17 protein-coding genes are annotated in these 21667 nt (G+C 35.3%); 14 read left to right on the top strand and 3 right to left on the bottom strand.

Annotation, left to right across the window (positions count from 1 at the left end; all coding sequences use genetic code 11):
• Positions 1-91: 91 nt before the first annotated feature.
• The 4 genes from LOK78_RS04230 to LOK78_RS04245 all read left to right on the top strand — a co-directional run bounded on the left by LOK78_RS04230 (position 92) and on the right by LOK78_RS04245 (position 4207).
• Complete coding sequence (locus LOK78_RS04230) at positions 92-2125, top strand: glutamine--tRNA ligase/YqeY domain fusion protein (RefSeq protein ID WP_232633881.1); 2034 nt, start codon at positions 92-94, stop codon at positions 2123-2125.
• A gap of 114 nt (positions 2126-2239) precedes the next feature.
• Complete coding sequence (locus LOK78_RS04235; protein WP_232633883.1) at positions 2240-2722, top strand: DUF1761 domain-containing protein; 483 nt, start codon at positions 2240-2242, stop codon at positions 2720-2722.
• A 53-nt stretch (positions 2723-2775) separates the two neighbouring features.
• Positions 2776-3930, top strand: coding sequence for a GNAT family N-acetyltransferase (locus tag LOK78_RS04240; protein ID WP_232633884.1), 1155 nt, complete (start codon positions 2776-2778; stop codon positions 3928-3930).
• Between the two features lie 73 nt (positions 3931-4003).
• Entirely contained in the window at positions 4004-4207 is a 204-nt protein-coding gene (locus LOK78_RS04245) for a hypothetical protein (RefSeq protein ID WP_232633885.1), read from the top strand.
• Here the strand turns inward: LOK78_RS04245 and LOK78_RS04250 are convergent.
• Positions 4204-4593, bottom strand: a complete 390-nt coding sequence (locus LOK78_RS04250) for a hypothetical protein (RefSeq protein ID WP_232633886.1) — start codon at positions 4591-4593, stop codon at positions 4204-4206. The genes LOK78_RS04245 and LOK78_RS04250 overlap by 4 nt on opposite strands.
• Entirely contained in the window at positions 4593-5522 is a 930-nt protein-coding gene (locus LOK78_RS04255; RefSeq protein WP_053970792.1) for an SPFH domain-containing protein, read from the bottom strand. The genes LOK78_RS04250 and LOK78_RS04255 overlap by 1 nt, the downstream gene beginning before the upstream one ends.
• A 72-nt stretch (positions 5523-5594) precedes the next feature.
• Here LOK78_RS04255 and LOK78_RS04260 point away from each other — a divergent pair, with 72 nt between their 5' ends.
• A complete protein-coding gene (locus tag LOK78_RS04260; protein ID WP_053970791.1) occupies positions 5595-6278 on the top strand; it encodes a hypothetical protein in 684 nt (227 codons plus the stop codon).
• A gap of 52 nt (positions 6279-6330) precedes the next feature.
• Here LOK78_RS04260 and gltX read toward each other — a convergent pair whose 3' ends face one another.
• Positions 6331-7860, bottom strand: a complete 1530-nt coding sequence (gene gltX / locus LOK78_RS04265) for a glutamate--tRNA ligase (protein ID WP_232633888.1) — start codon at positions 7858-7860, stop codon at positions 6331-6333.
• 98 nt (positions 7861-7958) lie between these two features.
• Between gltX and LOK78_RS04270 the strand changes: the two genes are divergently transcribed.
• The 9 genes from LOK78_RS04270 (at position 7959) to LOK78_RS04310 (ending at position 21250) form a co-directional block, all read left to right on the top strand.
• Positions 7959-11381 carry a DUF4175 family protein gene (locus LOK78_RS04270; RefSeq protein ID WP_232633889.1) on the top strand — a complete coding sequence of 1141 codons (3423 nt, stop codon included), beginning with the start codon at positions 7959-7961 and terminating at the stop codon, positions 11379-11381.
• Positions 11374-11793 (top strand): rRNA maturation RNase YbeY, encoded by a 420-nt coding sequence (gene ybeY, locus LOK78_RS04275; protein WP_166956819.1) that lies wholly within the window; start codon positions 11374-11376, stop codon positions 11791-11793. The genes LOK78_RS04270 and ybeY overlap by 8 nt, the downstream gene beginning before the upstream one ends.
• A 30-nt stretch (positions 11794-11823) precedes the next feature.
• Complete coding sequence (mnmG, locus tag LOK78_RS04280) at positions 11824-13734, top strand: tRNA uridine-5-carboxymethylaminomethyl(34) synthesis enzyme MnmG (protein WP_272490912.1); 1911 nt, start codon at positions 11824-11826, stop codon at positions 13732-13734.
• A 114-nt stretch (positions 13735-13848) separates the two neighbouring features.
• Positions 13849-14715: a class I SAM-dependent methyltransferase gene (locus tag LOK78_RS04285; RefSeq protein WP_232633891.1), complete on the top strand. Its 867-nt coding sequence runs from the start codon at positions 13849-13851 to the stop codon at positions 14713-14715.
• A 211-nt stretch (positions 14716-14926) separates the two neighbouring features.
• Complete coding sequence (locus tag LOK78_RS04290) at positions 14927-15439, top strand: OmpH/Skp family outer membrane protein (protein ID WP_232393666.1); 513 nt, start codon at positions 14927-14929, stop codon at positions 15437-15439.
• A gap of 182 nt (positions 15440-15621) precedes the next feature.
• Positions 15622-17997: a TonB-dependent receptor gene (locus LOK78_RS04295; protein ID WP_232633892.1), complete on the top strand. Its 2376-nt coding sequence runs from the start codon at positions 15622-15624 to the stop codon at positions 17995-17997.
• A gap of 1 nt (position 17998) precedes the next feature.
• Positions 17999-18844, top strand: a complete 846-nt coding sequence (locus tag LOK78_RS04300) for a DUF4249 domain-containing protein (protein WP_232633894.1) — start codon at positions 17999-18001, stop codon at positions 18842-18844.
• Positions 18837-20315: a TlpA family protein disulfide reductase gene (locus LOK78_RS04305; protein WP_232633896.1), complete on the top strand. Its 1479-nt coding sequence runs from the start codon at positions 18837-18839 to the stop codon at positions 20313-20315. The genes LOK78_RS04300 and LOK78_RS04305 overlap by 8 nt, the downstream gene beginning before the upstream one ends.
• Positions 20312-21250, top strand: coding sequence for a peptidase associated/transthyretin-like domain-containing protein (locus tag LOK78_RS04310; protein ID WP_232633897.1), 939 nt, complete (start codon positions 20312-20314; stop codon positions 21248-21250). The genes LOK78_RS04305 and LOK78_RS04310 overlap by 4 nt, the downstream gene beginning before the upstream one ends.
• Positions 21251-21667 lie beyond the last annotated feature (417 nt).

The following is a 21667-nucleotide window of genomic DNA, read 5'->3' on the forward strand; positions in this document are numbered from 1 at the left end:
TTATAAAAATAATCATTCTGTATTTAACAAAAACCCTCGCTTAAGTTTATATTTTGCTTAATTTTGGGCAGTTTGAATAAGTTAAGCATTTATGTCTGAAGAAAAGAAATCTCTAAATTTTTTAGAGCACATCATAGAAGAGGATTTGGCAAATGGATTGCCAAAAAATGATTTACGGTTTAGGTTTCCACCAGAACCTAACGGGTATTTGCATATTGGACACACTAAAGCCATTGGTATTAGTTTCGGTTTGGGAGAAAAGTATAATGCTCCTGTTAATCTAAGATTTGATGATACCAATCCCGCTAAAGAAGAGCAGGAATATGTAGATGCTATTAAGAGGGATGTATCTTGGTTAGGTTATACTTGGGCCAATGAATTGTATTCTTCAGATTATTTTCAACAACTTTATGATTGGGCTGTTTTACTTATCAAAGAGGGAAAAGCTTATGTAGATTCCCAATCTAGTGAGGCTATGGCCGAACAAAAGGGAACTCCAACAGTTCCTGGGGTAGATGGACCCTATAGAAATAGATCGATTGAAGAAAATTTGGATTTATTTCAAAGAATGAAAGATGGCGAATTCAATGAAGGGGCACATGTTTTAAGAGCAAAAATTGACATGGCGCATACCAATATGTTAATGAGGGATCCCATCATGTACCGTATTTTAAAGAAACATCACCATAGAACAGGAGATACTTGGTGCATTTATCCAATGTATGACTGGACCCATGGAGAAAGCGATTACATTGAACAAATTTCCCATTCTCTTTGTTCTTTGGAATTTAAACCACATAGAGAATTATACAACTGGTTTAAGGAAAGTGTATATCCATATTCTCAAGAAGAATTACCATTATTGCCAAAACAACGTGAATTTGCACGATTGAACTTGAGTTATACCGTAATGAGTAAAAGAAAATTACTCAAATTGGTTCAAGAGGGTATAGTGAAAGGTTGGGATGACCCGAGGATGCCTACCATTTCTGGTTTACGTAGGAGAGGATATACCCCTGCTGCCATTAGAGATTTTATCGAAAGGGTAGGAGTAGCCAAAAGAGATAATGTTATTGATGTTTCCTTATTGGAATTTTGTATTCGTGAAGATTTAAATAAAACGGCACCTAGGGTAATGGCTGTTTTGGATCCGATTAAATTGGTTATTGAAAATTATCCTCCGGATCAAGTTGAATGGTTGGAAGCAGAAAATAATCAGGAAGATGAAAGTGCTGGTTTCAGGAAAGTACCTTTTTCAAAGGAATTATATATTGAAAAAGACGATTTCAAAGAAGAAGCCAACAGTAAATATTTTAGACTTACTTTAGGAAAAGAGGTACGACTTAAAAATGCTTACATCATCAAAGGGGAAAGTGTTGTAAAAGATGCCAATGGAAATATTACAGAAATTAGATGTTCTTATGATCCTGAAAGTTTGAGTGGTAGTGGCACTGAGGCTAGTTTGAGAAAAGTAAAAGGAACGTTGCATTGGGTGTCTATCAAACATGCTGTAAAGGCGGAAGTACGTGAATATGATAGATTATTTATGCATGAAGCGCCAGATACGGATGAAGAAAAGGATTTTATGGAGTTCTTAAATCCAGATTCCTTGAAGGTAATTGAAGCCTTTGTGGAACCAAGTTTAACGGAGGCGCAAACAGGAGATAGGTTCCAGTTTCAAAGATTGGGTTATTTTAATGTAGATGATGATTCTAGCGCGGATAGCTTGGTATTTAATAAAACAGTTGGGTTAAGGGATAATTGGGCCAAACAAACCAAACCTGCAGAACCTAAACCTCAAACACAGCAAAAGCCTCAGCAAAACAAAAGACCAGCAATAGAGGTCATTAAACAATTAGGAAAGAAATACACGAATTATCCAGCGGATAAACAAGAAAAGGTAAAAGAAGAAATTAAGATGCTTGCCAAGGAAGTTTCTTATGAAGATTTGCAACCGTTATTTGGAACAGCAGCTAAGAAAGTAGGAACCAGAATAGCTACTGCTATAGCGTTAGGTGTGCTTTTGGAACAGGGCCTAGAAAAGCATGATGATATTTTAGAATTTATTGAAAAGGCTCAGGAAGATACCAATGATATTTTGGTAGCAGAAACGGCTAACCTTTAAATGTCATATTTTATAACATTATGAACCCGGAATTATTTTCCGGGTTTTTTTATTGGAGGCTTTTGAAAGATGAAATTTCATATCTTTAAATGTAACTAACTAAATAATAGCGATATGGAAATTAATTTATTAGCATTGGTTGTCGCTGCGGCATCCACCTTTGTAGTAGGCTTTATCTATTATAATCCTAAAGTATTTGGATCTGCATGGATGACAGCTTCAGGTCTTACAGAAGAGAAAGTAAAGGCTGGTAATATGGCACTTATTTTTGGTTTGTCCTTTTTGTTTGCATTTATGATTTCTATGGAAATGCAATTTTTAACCATTCATCAAACTGGGGCTATAAGTATGGTTGGTGGTGATCCAAGTAATGCATTACCTTCATTTCAAGCTTTTATGGATGATTATGGTAACGTTTACAGAACGTTTAAACATGGAGCTTTGCATGGTTTCTTGGCCAGTTTGTTCTTTGCATTTCCCATGATTGCAACCATTGGTTTGTTTGAAAGAAAAAGTTGGAAATACATTCTTATTAATAGTGGATATTGGGTAATTTGCTTGACCCTTATTGGTGCCATAGTTTGTGGATGGAAATAAGAAAAGAAAATTCATTTCCATGATAACGATACCTTATAGACGTTTCTGATTTTTTGACAACTTACAAATTATACAACTCATTTAAAGATCTTCCAGAAGCGTGGTCGGTTTTATCTAAGAATGATTTATTCTTCCAGGAAAGTTATCTAAAAGCCATGGAGTTGGCAAGTCCCACTAATATTTCTTGGTATTATGTGGGCATTTTTAAAGAGCAAAAATTAGTTGGAATTGCCATTATTCAGAGAGTCGAATTGTATTTGAAGGATATGTTTAGAGAACATACCGACGGCTTTTTTATACGTTCTCTAAAAGATATTTTATCAATTTTTTTAAGGGGAAATATGTTGGTTGTTGGTAATATGACTCACACTGGACAACATGGCCTTTATCATACCAAAGAAATTTCTAAGAATGATTTTTGTGATGCCATCATACGAGCCTTAAACGATTTGAGGTTAAAAATAAAAAACGAGAATCATAAGAAGATTCGTGTCATCCTTTGGAAGGATTACTTTTCAGATCAAGTACCTTTTGGTAACTCCCTGGTGTATACAAAAGAACAATTAAACAGGGTAGAAGTTCAACCTAATATGATTCTGAAAGTAAAGGATCATTGGAAGACTTTTGATGACTATTTAACCGACTTAAACAAGAAATACCTAAGACGATACCGAACAGCTCTGAAAAAGGCTAAAAACATCCGTAAAGAGGAATTGGATATAGAACAGGTAAGGACATTAAATGATACCATGTATCAATATTATAAAACGGTTTCAGACAATGCCTCTTTTAATACGTTTATACTTCCTAAAAATCACTTTATATCCCTTAAAACGGAATTAAAGGATGCCTTTAAAGTTTATGGATATTTTCTGGACAATGAATTAATAGGGTTTTACACGCTATTAATTAACAAAAGCCAGCTGGAAACCTATTTTTTAGGATACCATCCTAATTATCAATATACCTATCAGCTGTATTTAAACATGCTCTACGATATGGCTGCCTATGGAATCAACCAAGGATTTCAAAACGTGGTGTATGCCAGAACAGCTATGGAAATAAAAAGCTCTGTGGGTGCTGAGGCTTTACCGATGGTTGTTTTTATGAAGCATACCAATTCGCTTTTGAATGCCTTGTTTCGACAGATTTTTAAACTAATGAACCCAACAAAAAAATGGGAGGAAAGGCATCCTTTTAAACATTAAATAAAACATAAATATTTCAAGGTTCCTTAGGAATTTCCTAACTTAAGATTTTACATTCAAAAATGTCTGTATTATGAAAAGCACACAAGATTTATTAACAGAAATTTCTAATTTAACTAGGGAAATAGAAGAACACTATCCCGAATTATATCAATATTTGGATGAAAATCCAGACACCATTCCCAGCATAGACCATCCAAAAGTTGGCAACAAGGAACTTCAAGAGTATTTGAATAGCTTAAAAGCCCAATTAGAAACCTATAAAGTAGAACACTAGATAGAGAGTTCTCCTTTATAGGTTGTTTTAAGGTAGTTTTTTATGGTTTCAAAAGTGGCAGAATCAACAAATTGTTTAGATATAACCATTTTCTTGGATTCGGTTTCAACCTTTATTTCACCTGCAAAATGGGAGATGTTTTTGATGTCTTCCCATATCATCTTCTTACCTAAAAAGCCATTGATTTGAATGACATCCTTATTTAAGGTTAGATAGTTATAATACCAAAGGTAGAAACCCATTGCTATGTAATAGATAGCCATTATGGCATAAAAGGAAGGAATCCAGTTGATGGTATCAAGCGCAAATAAAATTCCTAATACCAACCAAATACTGCCAAAGATAAAATGGCCAATAACCCAGGATTTCTTGTACTTTATGAGCATTATTCTTTACCTTCTTTTTCTTCTCTTTGGCGTTTCATTGCCTCACCAATTTGATTGCTGGCAGCAAAGCTAGCGACCATATTGTTTAGCATATCACTTCCTGCTTGAGGAGAGTTTGGTAGAAGAATCAAGTTGCTATTGGTTTCTTCACCTATAGATTGTAAGGTGTCATAATGTTGGGTTACAACGATAAGAGCAGAGGCCTCTTGAGAATTGATACCGACACGATTTAAAACCTCTACAGACTCTTCCAGTCCGCGTGCAATTTCACGTCTTTGGTCGGCGATACCTTGACCTTGCAAACGCTTACTTTCGGCTTCAGCTTTGGCTTTTTCAACGATTAAAATTCTTTGGGCATCACCTTCATATTGAGCGGCTATTTTTTCGCGTTCAGCGGCATTGATTCGGTTCATTGCCGATTTAACCTGTGCATCAGGATCGATATCTGTAACCAAGGTTTTAATAATATCAAATCCGTAATCTAACATGGCATCGTTCAATTCAGCTTTAACGGCTATAGCGATATCATCTTTTTTAACAAAAACATCATCGAGTTTCATTTTAGGTACCTCGGCACGTACCACATCAAACACATAACTGGTTATTTGGTCGTGTGGGTAATCCAATTTGTAAAAAGCATCATATACTTTGTCTTTGATAACTACAAATTGTACCGATACTTTTAATCTTACAAATACATCATCAAGCGTTTTGGTTTCAACAATAACGTCCAATTGTTGAATTTTTAAACTCAATCTGCCAGCAACACGGTCAATTAAGGGAATCTTGAATCGCAATCCCGATTGTGCAATGGCTTGAAACTTCCCAAAGCGTTCAACAATGGCTGCAGATTGCTGTTTGACAGTAAAAAAAGATAGCAGAACAATTAATAATCCTAAAACAAAAAATGGAACTAAAAGAATGGACATGGCGGTGGTTTTAACATTTTTAACAATAAAATCTAAATTAGTTTATATTTGTCTAAATCTCATGTAAGAACAATGCAAAAAAGACAACTTACCTTATTAGTAGCATTTATAGTAGGATTTGTTACAATTTCAACGGCCCAACATAAAACTTATGCCATTAAAAATGGTTTTGGAATTTATGGAGGTATCACACAATATGACATTTTAACCGATAATTTTGAAACCCAAAAGGAAGATGGTTGGATGGTAGGAGCTTCTGCTACTGTTGACCTACCACATAAGTGGTACAATATGAGTTACACCATTCAATTGGCTGAAAATAACGTTGGTATTGCGGCTACGCCATTACAATTTGGGATGGATGAGGAATACCTAAAATATAAAGTGTTTACAGCTCAAATTGCCTTGTTGATGCATGTTAAAATTGTTCAGAGTTTTTTGACTTTGGATTTAGGTCCTATGATTCAATATAACAGCGACATGGAAATGAAGGATGACAGTAAAGAAGGTTTTTTTATTAAGAATTATGAGAATCTTTTGGCGGAAGATATTACCGATATCAACAATTTTAATGTAGATGGAGCAGTTGGACTTTCAGCAGGCTTTAGCCATTTCCGAATTAAAGCACAATACATCTACGGATTCACAAACATGTTGAACAGATTAAACAAAGACAGTTTGGATCTAACTGGAAATGATGGTAAAGTAAAAGGAAATCAATCCATGCTTGCCTTTACGGCGATGATTACATTTTAAAAGTTAGAAACTAGAAAATAAAAAAGCGGACCTTTAAAGTCCGCTTTTTCTTTTATAGGGTGTTCAGTAAATTGTCAATTCTTCTGATGCTTTCGTTTTTTCCTATCATATACATGATATCAAAAACATCGGGACCTTGTAACGATCCTACCAGCGAAAGTCTTAAAGGCATCATCACCTTTCCAAATCCAATTTCTTTGGACGTGATCCATCCTTTAATTGTATTTTGAATTATTTCTTGTGAATAATCTTCAATGGAATCAATTACCGTTATAAGTTCTTTCATCAACTCGGGTGTGTCCTCTTTCCAAGCTTTTTTTACTGATTTCTCATCCAATTCTTCTGGAGTTTGAAAAAAGAAATGTCCAAGATTCCAAAAATCATAAACAAAAGTTGCTCGTTCTTTGATCAGGCCAATAACCATAGAAATATAATTGATATCTATGTCGTTCAGCTCCTCAGGATAGACCATTTTAAATTGTTCGGCCAAGTCATCATTGTGTTGTTCTTGCATGTAATGATGGTTGAACCATTTGGTTTTATCTGGGTCAAAGCGCGCACCTGCTTTATGAACTTTTTCAAGATCGAAGGCTTCAATAAGTTCATCTAAATTGAAAATTTCTTGTTCGGTTCCTGGGTTCCAACCTAAAAAAGCCAAGAAATTAACTACAGCTTCAGGGAAATAACCATCTTCTCTATAACCTCTGGAAATATCTCCTATTTGCTCATCTTTCCACGCTAAAGGGAATACAGGAAACCCTAATTTATCTCCGTCACGTTTGCTTAACTTACCTTTTCCAGTAGGTTTCAAAATCAATGGCAAATGCGCAAATTCTGGAATTTTCCATTCAAATGCTTGATACAAAGCAACATGTAAAGGGAGCGATGGCAACCATTCTTCACCACGTATCACATGCGTGATTTCCATAAGGTGGTCATCCACAATGTTGGCCAAGTGATAGGTAGGCATTCCGTCACTTTTAAAAAGTACCTTGTCATCTAAAACTTCCGTTTTAAATGAAACATGGCCTCTAACGATGTCAGTAGTTGAAATAATTCCATGACTACCTTTTTCAGGATTGTGCATTATGAAACGAATCACATAATCTTCTCCTGCATTTAGTTTTTCTTGAACTTCTTCATCAGAAAGAGACAATGAATTTTTAAGTTTAAGTCGGTTATGCCAATTGTAAATAAAGGTTTTCCCTTTTTCTTCATGGTCTTTTCTGTGGGCATCCAACTCTTCAGCTGTATCAAAAGCATAATAAGCTTTTCCTTCAGCAATCAACTGGTCTGCATAGGCTTTGTAAAGATGTTTACGTTCACTTTGACGGTAGGGTCCAAATTTTTCATTGGTACCAGGTCCTTCTTCAAATGGAATGCCACACCATTTTAAAGATTCTACAATGTAGTTTTCAGCTCCTTCAACATAGCGGTTTTGGTCTGTGTCTTCGATACGAAGTACAAAAGTACCACCGTGTTTCTTGGCAAATAAATAATTGAATAGGGCAGTACGTACACCTCCAATATGTAAAGGTCCTGTAGGACTAGGAGCGAATCTAACGCGAACGTTTTTACTCATCTTTTGTAATTTTGTGCAAAGATACAATTAACACATTATTATCAAGGGTTTGAAAAATAAAATTGTAGATTAGTAAGTTAATACAGAAAGTAAGGAAATTGAGCCATTTTACTACCATTCAGAACAAATTAGAGCAGTTTATTAAGCGTTATTATACCAATGAATTGCTTAAGGGTGCTATTTTGTTTTTTTCCATTGGCTTGCTTTATTTCCTGTTCACTCTTTTTATAGAATATGTATTATGGCTAAATACCACAGCTAGAACCATCTTGTTCTGGGTATTTATATTGGTAGAACTGGCACTTTTTGTGAAGTTCATTGTCATTCCCTTGATGCGCCTTTTTAAGCTTCAAAAGGGTATTGATTATAAAGAGGCGGCTACAATCATTGGAAATCATTTTCCTGAGGTCAATGATAAATTGCTTAATGTTCTACAATTGAGAAGTGACGCTCAGCAATCTGAATTGTTATTAGCGAGCATCGAACAAAAATCAACCGAATTATCGCCGGTACCCTTTAAGTTGGCAATCAATTTTAATAAAAATACCAGGTATTTAAAGTATGCCGCTATTCCTATCGCTATCATTTTAATATCTGTTATTACTGGAAAGATTAATTGGTTTAGTGATAGCTATACGAGGGTGGTTAACTTTAAAACGGCTTATGAGCCACCAGCACCGTTTCAATTTTTTGTGGTCAATGAAGATTTGCAAGCTATAGAAAATAAGGATTTTAAACTTCAGGTAAAGACGGCAGGTGACGTATTCCCCGAGAATGCCAAAATTAATTTTAATGGGGAATCCTATTTTTTAAACCATAACGGACTAGGGGATTTTGAATTTGTCTTTAAACAACCCAAGAAGGATGTTCAGTTTCATTTTACATCGGGAGCTGTTACTTCCAAACCTTATGAACTCACGGTTACAAGTGTTCCTAGTATTTTGGATTTTGAAATGGTTTTGGATTATCCGTCCTATACCAAAAGAACCGATGAGGTTTTAAAAAGTACTGGTAATGCCAATGTACCTCAAGGGACCCAAATTACATGGAAGTTAAAAACAAAAACAACCGATGCGGTTTTTATTTATGGAGCCGATACTTTAAGTTTAGAACAAACTGGATCTGGCTATTTTGAAGGAACAAAGCAGGTGTTTGACAAATTTCCGTATGATATCAGTACGAGTAATGCTTCCCTGAAAGACTATGAGCATTTATCCTTTAATATCAATGTGATAAAGGATGAATTTCCAGAATTGAAGCTGCAAATGGCTATAGATTCTATGGACCAAAAAACCTTATATTTTAAAGGTCAAGCCAGTGATGATTATGGACTTAGTAAGTTGCAATTAGTTTATTATCCAGTTAACAATGAGTCTGATAAACAGGTGGTTAACATTCCAATAGAGTCAACCAACATAACAGATTTTATTAGTGTGTTTCCTAATCAACTAGAACTGGAAGAGGGGGTGAGTTACGAACTCTATTTTCAAGTTTTTGATAATGATGCTATTAATCATTTTAAAGGAACTAAAAGTCAGGTTTATACCTATAGAAAATCAACAAAATTAGAAGAAGAGGCTGAACAGCTCAATCAACAGAATGAAACCATTCAAGATCTTGATAAATCCTTGGAAAAGTTTGATGAACGTCAGAAGGAATTGGAAGAGTTGTCACGTACGCAAAAGGAGAAGGCGGAACTCAATTTTAATGAAAAAAGACAGTTGGAGAATTTCTTGAAGCGTCAGAAGCAACAGGAGGAAATGATGCAGAATTATAATGAGAAGCTCACGGATAATTTGGAAAAATTTCAACAAGATCAAGAATCAGATGATTTTAAGGAGGATTTAAAGGAACGTCTGAAGGATAATGAAAAGCAATTAAAGGAAGACGAAAAATTACTAGAGGAGCTTCAAAAATTGCAAGACAAAATTAATAAAGAAGAGTTGTCTGAAAAGTTAGAGCAATTAGCCAAACAAAATAAAAATCAAAAACGAAGTTTAGAGCAATTGTTGGAATTGACTAAACGCTATTACATCAATAAGAAGATGGAAAAGCTTCAAGGGGAGTTGAATGAATTGGCAGATGAACAATTGGAACAAAGCAATAAAGACGAAGAGGAAAATAAGAAATCGGATCAAGATAGTCTGAATAAAAAGTTCGAAGATTTTCAAAAGGAAATGGATGCTTTGGAAAAGGAAAACGAAAAGCTTATTGAGCCAATGAAGCTGCCTAATAACGAAAAGATGGAAGATGATATTAGGAAGGATCAGGAAGAGGCTTCAGATGAATTGGAAAAACAAGAAGAAAATTCAAACCAAGGAAAGAAACAGGAATCCCAACAGAATAACCAAAACGCATCAAAAAAGCAAAAGCAGGCTGGTCAAAAAATGAAACAGATGAGCCAGCAAATGCAACAGTCTATGATGATGATGGGCGGCGGCGGTGAACAAATGCAAGAGGATATTGAAATGCTTCGTAAAATTTTAGATAATCTGATACTGTTTTCTTTTGATCAAGAAAATTTGATGGATCTGTTTAAGGATATCCAACCAAACCACAATAAGTATGCTGATTATTTGAAAAGGCAATACGCTTTAAAAGAACATTTTTCTCACATTGATGATAGTTTGTTCGCTCTGTCTTTAAGACAACCTAAAATCTCTGAATTTGTCAATCAGCAAATTTATGATGTCTTTTTTAATATAGATAAATCCATGGATCATTTTTCTGATAACCGGATTTATCAAGGGGTGAGTAACCAACAGTATACCATTACTTCTGCTAACAATTTGGCGGATTTTTTAAGTAATCTTCTTAACAACATGCAAATGCAAATGAATGCCCAAGGTCAGGGGCAGGGTAGTGGTAAGGGCCAACAAGGTCAAAAGCCAGAAGAGGGTTTACCAGATATTATCATGAGTCAGGAAGAATTGAATAAACAAGCACAAGAAGGTCTTCAAAAAGGACAAGGACAGAAAGGTAAGGAAGCTGGTGAGCAAAAGGGTCAAGGCGAAAAGGGTGAGGGTCAAGATGGCCAAAGTGGCGGCGAAAATGGAAATGGTCAAAACGGAGACCAAAAACAAAGCAATAATGGAATGGATTCTGAATCGCAAAACGAATTATTGTTTCAAATATATCAGCAACAAAGTCAAATTAGACAAGAACTTGAGAATCGTTTAAGAGAAGCTGGGATTAATCCTAACGGCAATAGTTTACTGAAGCAAATGGAAAACCTTGAAATGGATTTGCTAAATAAAGGACTTACAGAACAAACAGTAGAGCAAATGAAGCGTTTTGAACATCAATTGTTGAAGATGGAGAATGCTACCTTCAAACAAGGAAAGGAAAATAAGCGCGAGTCTGAAACCAATGATAAGCAGTATCAAAATACCAGTCAGGATAAAATCCCTACAGCTAAGGAATATTTCAATACCGATGAGATTTTGAACAGACAGGCATTACCATTACAGCCGGTATATAATAAAAAAGTAAAAGAATATTTTAAGCAAACTAATGATTAGTTACAATTACGAGACAGATTTTAAAGTTGATAACGAAGAACAAATTTCTCAATGGATTCAAAGTGTTATCGAAAGTGAGGGTTTAGTTATGGGGGATATCAATTACATTTTTTGCGATGACGATTATCTTCATAAAATAAACGTGGAATTTCTGGATCATGATACCTTGACGGACATCATTAGCTTTGATTATAAAGTCGGAAAAATATTACATGGAGATATTTTTATCTCGGTTGAAAGAGTGGCTGATAATGCCTCTGATTTTGACGTAAGTTTTGATCAAGAACTTTCCCGGGTTATGATTCATGGTATTTTACATTACTGTGGTTATAAAGACAAAACTGAAAGTGATAAAGCCTTGATGAGACAAAAGGAGAATGACTGTTTAGAGAAGCTTGCACAGTTTTCATAATTCGCCTTATATTTGCACGCTTAATCAAAAATGAAACATAATTGTTTCACGTGGAACACTAATATGAGTTTATTTCGAGATACATATGATGTTATTGTAGTCGGTGCTGGTCATGCTGGCAGCGAAGCTGCTGCTGCTGCTGCTAATATGGGTAGTAAAACCCTGCTAATTACAATGAATCTTCAAAATATTGCACAAATGTCGTGCAACCCAGCTATGGGTGGTATTGCTAAAGGTCAAATTGTTCGGGAGATTGATGCCTTAGGTGGTTACAGTGGGATCGTGAGTGATACTTCTGCTATTCAATTTAAGATGCTAAACAAATCTAAAGGACCAGCAATGTGGAGTCCAAGGGTGCAAAGTGATCGAATGCGTTTTGCTGAGGACTGGAGAATGCTTTTGGAGCAAACGCCAAATTTGGATTTTTACCAAGAGATGGTGTCTGGAATTTTATTGGAAGGAAATCGGGTTGTTGGAGTAAAAACTTCTTTAGGTATTGAAATAAAATCTAAAACTGTGGTGTTAACCAACGGCACCTTTTTGAATGGTTTAATTCATATTGGGGAAAAGAATTTTGGGGGAGGAAGAGCTGGTGAAAAAGCTGCCACTGGAATTACCGAACAATTGGTACAATTGGGATTTGATTCTGGTAGAATGAAGACGGGAACACCACCTAGGGTTGATGGAAGATCTTTAGATTATTCTAAAATGATTGATCAGCCAGGTGATGACAATCCTGAGAAGTTTTCATATCTGGATATCACCAAACCTTTGACACGTCAGAGGTCTTGTCATATGACTTATACAAGCCCAGAAGTTCATGATTTATTACGTGAAGGTTTTGATAGATCTCCAATGTTTAATGGTCGCATTAAAAGTTTAGGTCCTAGATATTGTCCTTCAATTGAAGATAAAATCAATCGTTTTGCTGACAAGGATAGACACCAGCTTTTTGTGGAACCAGAAGGTTGGAATACGGTCGAGGTTTATGTGAATGGATTTTCTACATCACTACCAGAGGACGTCCAATTTAAAGCTTTAAGTTCGGTGCCAGGGTTTGAGAATGTCAAATTTTTTAGACCTGGATATGCCATAGAATATGATTATTTTCCACCTACACAGTTGCAACATACCTTAGAAACCAAATTGGTTTCTGGTTTGTATTTTGCCGGACAAATTAATGGAACGACGGGTTATGAAGAGGCAGCTTCTCAAGGTTTAATGGCGGGTATAAATGCAAGTTTAAAGGTTCAGGAAAAGGATCCTTTTATGTTGAATAGGAGTGAGGCTTATATTGGGGTTTTAATAGATGATTTGATAACAAAAGGTACAGAAGAACCTTATCGTATGTTTACTTCTAGGGCTGAATATCGAACTTTATTAAGGCAAGATAATGCTGATTTCAGATTAACACCTAAGGGTTATGAGATTGGATTGGCAAGTGAAAAACGTCTTAGGAGAATGGAGGAGAAGAAGGAAATGTCATCTGCTTTTGTTCAATTTTTTAAAGATACTAGTGTCAAACCAGAAGACATTAATCCTGTTTTGGAAGCTAAGGATTCTGCTCCAATGAAACAATCTGATAAAATGTTTAAGATATTCGCTAGACCTAATATCACCATAGATGATATGCGTCAAATTAGTGAAGTTTCAAAATATATCGAAGAGTATAATTTGGATTCAGAGGTTATAGAGCAAACCGAAATTCAAGTGAAATATTCTGGTTATATCGAAAAGGAAAAGAACAATGCTGATAAATTAACAAGGCTCGAAAATATTAAAATCCCAAAGAACTTTGATTATTCCCAGTTGAAATCTATGAGTTTTGAAGCAAGGGAAAAGTTGAACAAAATTCAACCAGTAACGATTTCTCAGGCTTCAAGAATTAGTGGTGTTTCACCTGCAGATATTTCGGTTCTATTGGTTTATATGGGGCGATAATTTTGAATCGTTCCACGTGGAACACCAAGAAGAAAATTTACTTTATTGCAAATCTTTATTTAATCCAAATATCTTTTTATGCATTTTTAAGATGCTACAAATCCCCAATTTTTCATGAAATCCAATCCCCAATCGCCATTAAAAGTTAAAGACCATTCGGTTTCCCAAGAAGAATTTACTTTGGAATATGATGCTCATTATGATATGCTGGTGACCAAACCACAACCAAAGATTGAAGAATTAGGGAGGTATTATGAAAGTGAAGATTACATTTCACATACCGATTCAAAGCGCAATCTTTTTGAAAAGGTATATCATTTGGTTCGTGAATATTCTTTAAAGAAAAAAGTAGCATTAATAAATGAACATCACAATTCTGAAAAAAAGCTTTTAGACATTGGTTGTGGTACGGGAGATTTTTTGAATTCGGCCAAAAAAGATCAGTGGGATGTTTATGGTGTAGAGCCAAACCAACAAGCTCGAAGCATTGCTCAAAATAAAATTGGGAAGGAACTATTTGAGACTTTAGAGAAAGTAAAAGAAAAGGAAACCGGTTTTGACGTCATTACCCTTTGGCATGTTTTAGAACATTTGCCAAATCTAGATTTGCAATGGAAGCAATTTAACTTGTTGCTGAAAGATGAAGGGACATTAATTATTGCAGTTCCCAATTTTAAAAGTTTTGATGCAAAACATTACAAACAGTTTTGGGCCGCTTATGATGTGCCTAGACATCTTTGGCACTTTTCTAAAACTAGTATAGCGCAATGGGCGAAAGAAAACCACATGCAGGTGACAGAAATTCATCCAATGAAATTTGATTCCTATTATGTGAGCTTGCTTTCGGAAAAATATGTCACAGGATCATCAAATCCTATTAAGGCATTTTGGACTGGATTTAAGTCAAATTGGAAGGCTAGAAGCTCAAAGGAATATTCTTCGCTGATTTATGTGCTAAAAAAGACCAATTATTCAAAATAAGAGCCTCTGAGAGGGTTTTTAGGGTTCAGATGCCTATTGGTGCATCAAAATGCAGAATCGGGCTTATTTGGCTTTTATACGATTCAATTTTGATTGATATCTCTTATTGCTTCTTTTGCTTGTATAAATTATTATTATATAACTAGTGATTTTAATTTTTATACAATTATTGCCACTTTTATACATTTGTGTTTTACTAATAAAATCGTTTATGAAAAAAATTGGTTTGGTAGTCGTTTCTGCCATTTTGTTATCTTCTTGCAATCAATCCCAAAAAATAGGATTTGTAGATAACAGTAAATTAATTAATGAGTATCAAGAAAAAATAGATCTTGAAGCTCAATTTGAAAAAGAAAAGAAGGCTTTTCAAAAAAAGAACGACAGTTTGAATGTCGCTTATCAGGCCGAAGCTGAGGATGTACAACTTAAATATGGCAATGCACCGCAAGCTACTCAAGATGAGAAATATCAGATTTTTGGTCAAAAATGGCAAAGAATCCAGCAACAGATCCAAATGGACCAAGCGGCTATCCAAAGAAATTACACCACTCAAATAGATTCGCTAATCAATAATATTGATGAGAAAGTAGAAGCCTATGGAGAGAAAAATGGCTATACGTTTATCTTAGGAAAGAATGAAGGAGGTAGCGTGCTATATGGTAAAGCTGAAACAGATATTACCGATGCGGTTTTAAAGGAATTGAATGATTCTTATAAAAAGTAATACAAGAAGCCAGTTTGAATACTGGCTTTTTTAATTTATATCCGTCTAGGAGAAGAATTTGGTGGTAATTTCTATTTAATTATAAATTCTTACTTTTTTTAAACGCAAATAAACTAATAGACCGCTTTTGGCGTTAAAGATTCAAAATTTTATAACCATCAATCAAAAATCGAAAAATTTTAATGAAACACTTTTTATTGATCTGCCTGTTATTTTCGGTGTCTTTAATTCACGCCCAGAAAATTTATAGCATCAGCGGCACAATCAAAGACCAAAGCAATGGTGAAACCCTTATGGGGGCCACTGTATATTTAGAAGGGTCCAATTTTGGAACCACAACAAATGAATACGGATTTTTTTCACTTCAAGCACCTGAGGGAAATTATACTTTAATCATATCTTTTATTGGTTATAACACTGTAAAACAAGATGTTAACTTAAATAAAAAGTTAAATTTTAATTTGGAATTGGAGGAGTCTTCCATGGCTCTGGATGAGGTCATTATCAATGCGGAGCAATCAGAAAGTATCAGTTTAAGAGACCCTCAAATGAGCGTTTCCAAATTGAATGCTAAGACCATTAAACAGATACCAGTAGTCTTGGGTGAGGCAGATGTAGTTAAATCCATTCAATTGCTTCCAGGAGTAACGAATAATGGCGAAGGTTCTGCTGGATTTCATGTACGTGGGGGAGCAGCTGATCAAAACTTGGTTTTGCTTGATGAAGCCATTATCTATAATACGTCCCATTTGTTTGGCTTTATATCGGTATTCAATGCCGATGCGATTAAGGATATCAGGCTATATAAGGGAGATATTCCTGCTAAATACGGGGGGAGAATCTCTTCTGTTTTGGATGTGAGGCAAAAGGATGGAAACAGTAAGGAATTTGATCTTAATGGAGGTATTGGTTTGATTTCCAGTAGATTATCTTCGGAATCACCCTTATTTAACCAAAAGGGATCCTTCTTGGTTGCTGGTCGGGCCTCTTACGCTCAATTATTTATGCCATTGATTGAAGATGTTCAAGACGATAAAATATCTTTCTATGATTTAAACCTAAAGACCAATTATGAGCTAAATCAAAACAACCGCTTATATCTTTCGGGATATTTTGGGCGTGATGGGTTTACCCTTTCAGATTTAATCGAAAACAACTATGGGAATATTTCAGGAAACTTGAGATGGAACCATGTTTTTAATGACAAATTGTTTTCCAACTTGTCACTTATTTACAGCAAATATGATTATCGCATTATCTTGGATTTTATTGAATTGGATTGGTTGGCAGATATCCAAAACTATAATTTGAAATACGATTTTGGTTATTATGTCAATAACCGATTGAAGTTGGATTTTGGAATTAGCGGTATCAGCTATAAGTTGAATCCGGGTGAGGTGAGTCCAACCTCCGAAACATCATCAATCAACTATTTAAAATTGGATGATAAAAGAGCTTTTGAGGGTTCTTTTTATGTAGGAGCAGAACATGAACTTTCTGAAAAACTGAATCTAAACTATGGTTTTAGATACAGTTATTTCTCCAGATTGGGAGGCCAACCCATATCACAGTATGTAAACGATGCTCCGGTAGTTTATAACAACCAAATAGGTATTTATGAAAGAGGAGAAGTAGCCAGTGAAACTTATTACAAAAAAGGGGAAAGCATCAAAAGTTTTGGGAATTTCGAGCCTAGAATCGGGTTGTCATACCAAATGAATGACCAAACAGCATTAAAAGCAAGTTACACCAAATCGACGCAATATTTACATCTCTTGTCCAATACCTCTTCGGTAACACCTTTGGATGTGTGGACGCCCAGTGGCCCTTATGTTGAGCCGCAAATATCACATCAGTATGCCCTGGGTTATTATAAGAAATTGATGGATAATGCCTTTAGTCTGGAACTGGAAACCTATTACAAACAAATAGACAACCGTATTGACTATATCGATGGTTCTGATTTAATAGGAAACAACAACATAGAAACAGAAATATTAAATGGAGAGGCTCGTGCCTATGGGTTGGAAGTCTTGTTCAGAAAAAACAAAGGCAACCTTACCGGTTGGTTGTCCTATACTTTATCCAAATCTGAGCAACGTACTTTGGGCGGAAACGCTGGCGGTCCTGGAATAAACAATGGGGATTGGTATAACACGCCTTATGACCGAACTCATGATATTTCGGTTACTGGCATGTACAAACTGAATGATAAATGGACTTTTAGTTCCAATTTTATTTTCCAAACAGGACGACCAGTTACGTATCCTAATGGCCAATATGAGTACGAAGGTCTATCTATTGCAAGCTATTCCAATCGAAATGAAGATCGATTGCCTTCTTACCACCGCCTGGATCTTTCGGCGACATTAACTCCAAGGAAAAATGCTGGAAGAAAATGGAAATCGGAATGGGTTTTTGGAATTTACAATGTCTATAACAGGAGGAATGCCGCATCGATTAGTTTTAGCCAGAACCGACAAACTGGTATGAATGAAGCGACCCGAATTTCCATTTTCGGAGCCATTCCATCGGTTTCCTATAATTTTAAATTTTAGTATGATGAAAAAGATTCTATATATTTTATTAAGCGGTTTTATAACGTTAGTATCCTGTGAAGACGTCATTGATGTGGATGTACCAACAGCGGCAACCCGATTGGTCATTGAAGCCTCATTGGATTGGGAAAAAGGTACCGCAGGTAATGAGCAGAGCATCGAATTAAGACTTTCAACACCCTATTTTGATACCACCAGTAACTCAGATGTTACAGGTGCTTCTGTAACCGTTGAAAACCTTGATTCTGGGGAGACTTTTGTGTTTGATGATATGAATGATGGCTCCTATACCACATCCAGTTTTGTTCCAGTTATTGGTGACACTTACGAACTTACCGTGGTATACCAAGGAGAAACTTTCACGGCCACAGAAGTGATGACTCCGGTGGTGGAAATAAGCAATATTACTCAAAGTGTGGAAGATGGGTTTGATGACGAACTTCTAGAGGTTAATATCTACTTTAATGACCCAGCAGATGAGGAGAATTATTATTTGATCAAGTACCAAAGGGAAGGCGATCAATTTGCTGAATTGGGAGATCGATCAGATGAATTTTTTAATGGAAATGAAATTCACGATTTTTATGAAAAACAGGATGACCCAGATAATGGGGAATATCCTTTGGTGCCGGGTGATGTGATAGCCATAGACCTCTATGGTATTTCTGAAGCTTATTACAATTACATCCGTATTTTAATCGAGCAAAGCAGTTCGCAGGGTGATCCTTTTAGTTCTTTGGCTGCTCAGGTAAAAGGGAATTGCATCAATGAAACCCAACCGGCTAATTATGCCTTTGGATATTTTAGAGTCACAGAAGTAGATAAAAGAAGTTATACGTTTGAGTAAGTTGAAATTTAATAACAGAAGATTAGAAATAGCAGTGGCCTTAGCATTGCTACTGTGTTATGGTTGTAATAATAGCAATCAAAAAAAACAAGAGAATATTCCTATTCCTAAGTCCGTTTATTTATTTAGTGAAAAGGCCACAGATACCATAATTCAATCGGTATTGCTTGATGAAACCCATATAGAATTTAACGAGGGATTTTTTCTACTAAAAACAAAAAATGAAAAACAAGATTTAAACTTCAGATTTCAACTAAAGGAGCCAAGATTGTTTAAATTTTATAGTTTTAAGCCGATGTCCATGCCTTTTATGGTATATGTGACCCCTGGAGATACTTTAAGTTATTCTTTGGAAGACAAGGCGATTACCTTTCATGGCAACCATGAAGCCCACTATAATTTCTTTAAAGATCTTTCTGAAATAAATTTAGACTTTCCTCGGTTTCGCCCAGGCCTTGGCATGGTTGATTATCGGGAGCAAATAAAATCCAATCATGAAAGTAAGGTGGATTTCTTGGAGCAATATGTCCAGTCGCATCAAGTTTCCGAGGGATTTGTGCATAAAATGAAGGACGTTTTTAAGTTTCAATCCCTATCCCAACTCCTTAATAGGGTGATGTTTCCTGATGTTGTCATTAATGACTATGACGCCTATTTAAAGGACGTAAACATGGACTTATTTAACAGGAATGACCAAGATGATAACTTTTATTTTTATGCTGCTTTGACTAATTATTTATATAGACTTAGCGAAAAGGAATATGGACCAGAGCTCTACACTCCAGTAGCTTTGGAGTACCAGTTGAAGGCAGTTAACAAAGGCTTGGAAGGTAATATTAAAGAGTTTGCAATAACAAAGTTGTTATCGGAATTTGATCAACATCTAGACACTAAGAACATTGATTGTCTTCAAGGTTTGGTTGATACCTATTTGCCACAAATTCAGGATAAAAAATATAGAGCGGTATTACAAAAAATAGATAGACGCATACAAACCCTCGACAACCAATTAACTGATGAGGTTTATAAGGAAGCGTTACTAAACCTTGACGGCAGGGTAGAAACGTTTAATGAGGTACTGCAAAAGCAAGGAGACAAAATAAAGATTATAGATTTTTGGGCGAGTTGGTGTGCACCCTGCATTAAGGAAATTAAGAAAAGCTATCCATATAGAAAACAATTAATTGAGGAGAAGAATGTAGAATTTATTTATTTGTCCATTGATGACAATAAAGATCAATGGAGAAGTAAGGTGAATGAGTTAAAGGAGTTTGGAGTAGATAAGAACCAATACGTAATCCCTGATACCGGAAATTCTGCTTTGAGAACTTTTTTTAATGTAAGTTCCATCCCTCATTATGCCATTCTTGATGGGGAAGATAATGTGTTTTTGATGAACGCGCCATCACCTGGCAGTACGGTACAGTTTAACGATGTGCTTGAAAAAATAGAAGCCTTGAAACAAAAATGAAGGACTATTGGTATTCCATAAAATATGTTATAATATCGTTGCTCCTATTTGTTGCAACTCATAAAAGTCTTAGTCAAAATTGGGAACCATATAAAGTAGTTAGTAGTCTGGACTCCCTTCCTGTGGAAAATGCTTATGTCACTTTAGATGATAAACTAAAGGCTGTTTCAGATAGTGAAGGCTATTTCACAATCGGTTCGGATTTCAAATATTTGCAAATAAGTCATTTAGCATATAAACCAAAAATAATATCCAAGCAAGACATAAGAAAGGATCACATTGTTTTTTTAGATCAAAATAATATAGAGTTAAACGAAGTTTATATTACTAATGAAAAAAAGGAAAAAATAACCTTGTTGCCAAGTAATGAGATTATTTCATTGTTTGAATCAAAAAAGGCATATAAAGTCAATGAAAATTCAATTTATGCAACTTATATACCAAATAATATCAATAAAAATGGTCTGATACTAAAAATAGTGGTTGAGTTGATTGATAGGGAAAACACCTATTCTGCCAAAAAAATTATGCCATTCAGGGTTAATCTTTTTAGTGTCAATAAAGAAACAGAACTCCCCGACAAAAACCTACTTAAGAAAAGTATATTGGCATTTAAAGACCTTGGTGTTGAAAATGATTTGGTCTATATAGATGTTGAAGACTTCTCAATTGATTTACCTAGTGAAGGTATTTTTGTGGTGGTTGAGAGTTTAAATTGGTTGGAATTGGAAAGCTTTAAAGACATGAGTGGTCTAACACCATCATTTAGGGCAATCAAAAGAAAAAATAACAGTAAATCAATCACTTATAGTAGGATATATTCTTGGGATAGATTAACAAAGGTAAAGGACACTATCGTAAAAGGCTGGGTTGATAAAACTTTACCAGAACTTATGTTTATTTATAATTTTGGAATTGTAATTGAGTGTGAATGAGCTTTCCATTTTACAAGCAAAAAAAGTTTAAAGTCTACAATTCCTAAGCTACCACGAACATCTTGCTCGTGCCTCTGTTAGGCTTTGATTGGAACAAAGGCTTTTTAACCTGGGCTTTTGTAATGTTATGCTCTCTGTTGGCACTTGTCACAGACGAACGATAGCATAGGAAAAATCATAATCAACTAATAATGAACGATGAGGCATTTTGGCTTTTAAATTCTAAAAAAACCCTGCTCGTGCGTGATTGTATCGCGTACTTTTTGTAACCACACGATACAATCGTGCGGTAGCGTAGGGTATCAGAAGTAGATAAAAGAAGCTATACGTTTGAGTAGGGTTGTAGGAAGTTTGGAATGGTTTAACTTAAAGTTAATTGAAACTTTCACAATTTTAAAACAACCTCTTGTTTTTTGC

Source organism: Mangrovimonas futianensis, assembly GCF_021245805.1.
Taxonomy (GTDB): domain Bacteria; phylum Bacteroidota; class Bacteroidia; order Flavobacteriales; family Flavobacteriaceae; genus Mangrovimonas; species Mangrovimonas futianensis.

Bases quoted from the DNA above. Each gene is read 5' to 3' on its own strand.
- LOK78_RS04230 (WP_232633881.1), top strand. From the start codon at position 92: ATGTCTGAAGAAAAGAAATCTCTAAATTTTTTAGAGCACATCATAGAA.
- LOK78_RS04235 (WP_232633883.1), top strand. From the start codon at position 2,240: ATGGAAATTAATTTATTAGCATTGGTTGTCGCTGCGGCATCCACCTTT.
- LOK78_RS04245 (WP_232633885.1), top strand. From the start codon at position 4,004: ATGAAAAGCACACAAGATTTATTAACAGAAATTTCTAATTTAACTAGG.
- LOK78_RS04250 (WP_232633886.1), bottom strand. From the start codon at position 4,593: ATGCTCATAAAGTACAAGAAATCCTGGGTTATTGGCCATTTTATCTTT.
- LOK78_RS04255 (WP_053970792.1), bottom strand. From the start codon at position 5,522: ATGTCCATTCTTTTAGTTCCATTTTTTGTTTTAGGATTATTAATTGTT.
- LOK78_RS04260 (WP_053970791.1), top strand. From the start codon at position 5,595: ATGCAAAAAAGACAACTTACCTTATTAGTAGCATTTATAGTAGGATTT.
- gltX (WP_232633888.1), bottom strand. From the start codon at position 7,860: ATGAGTAAAAACGTTCGCGTTAGATTCGCTCCTAGTCCTACAGGACCT.
- ybeY (WP_166956819.1), top strand. From the start codon at position 11,374: ATGATTAGTTACAATTACGAGACAGATTTTAAAGTTGATAACGAAGAA.
- mnmG (WP_272490912.1), top strand. From the start codon at position 11,824: ATGAAACATAATTGTTTCACGTGGAACACTAATATGAGTTTATTTCGA.
- LOK78_RS04285 (WP_232633891.1), top strand. From the start codon at position 13,849: ATGAAATCCAATCCCCAATCGCCATTAAAAGTTAAAGACCATTCGGTT.
- LOK78_RS04290 (WP_232393666.1), top strand. From the start codon at position 14,927: ATGAAAAAAATTGGTTTGGTAGTCGTTTCTGCCATTTTGTTATCTTCT.
- LOK78_RS04295 (WP_232633892.1), top strand. From the start codon at position 15,622: ATGAAACACTTTTTATTGATCTGCCTGTTATTTTCGGTGTCTTTAATT.
- LOK78_RS04300 (WP_232633894.1), top strand. From the start codon at position 17,999: ATGATGAAAAAGATTCTATATATTTTATTAAGCGGTTTTATAACGTTA.
- LOK78_RS04310 (WP_232633897.1), top strand. From the start codon at position 20,312: ATGAAGGACTATTGGTATTCCATAAAATATGTTATAATATCGTTGCTC.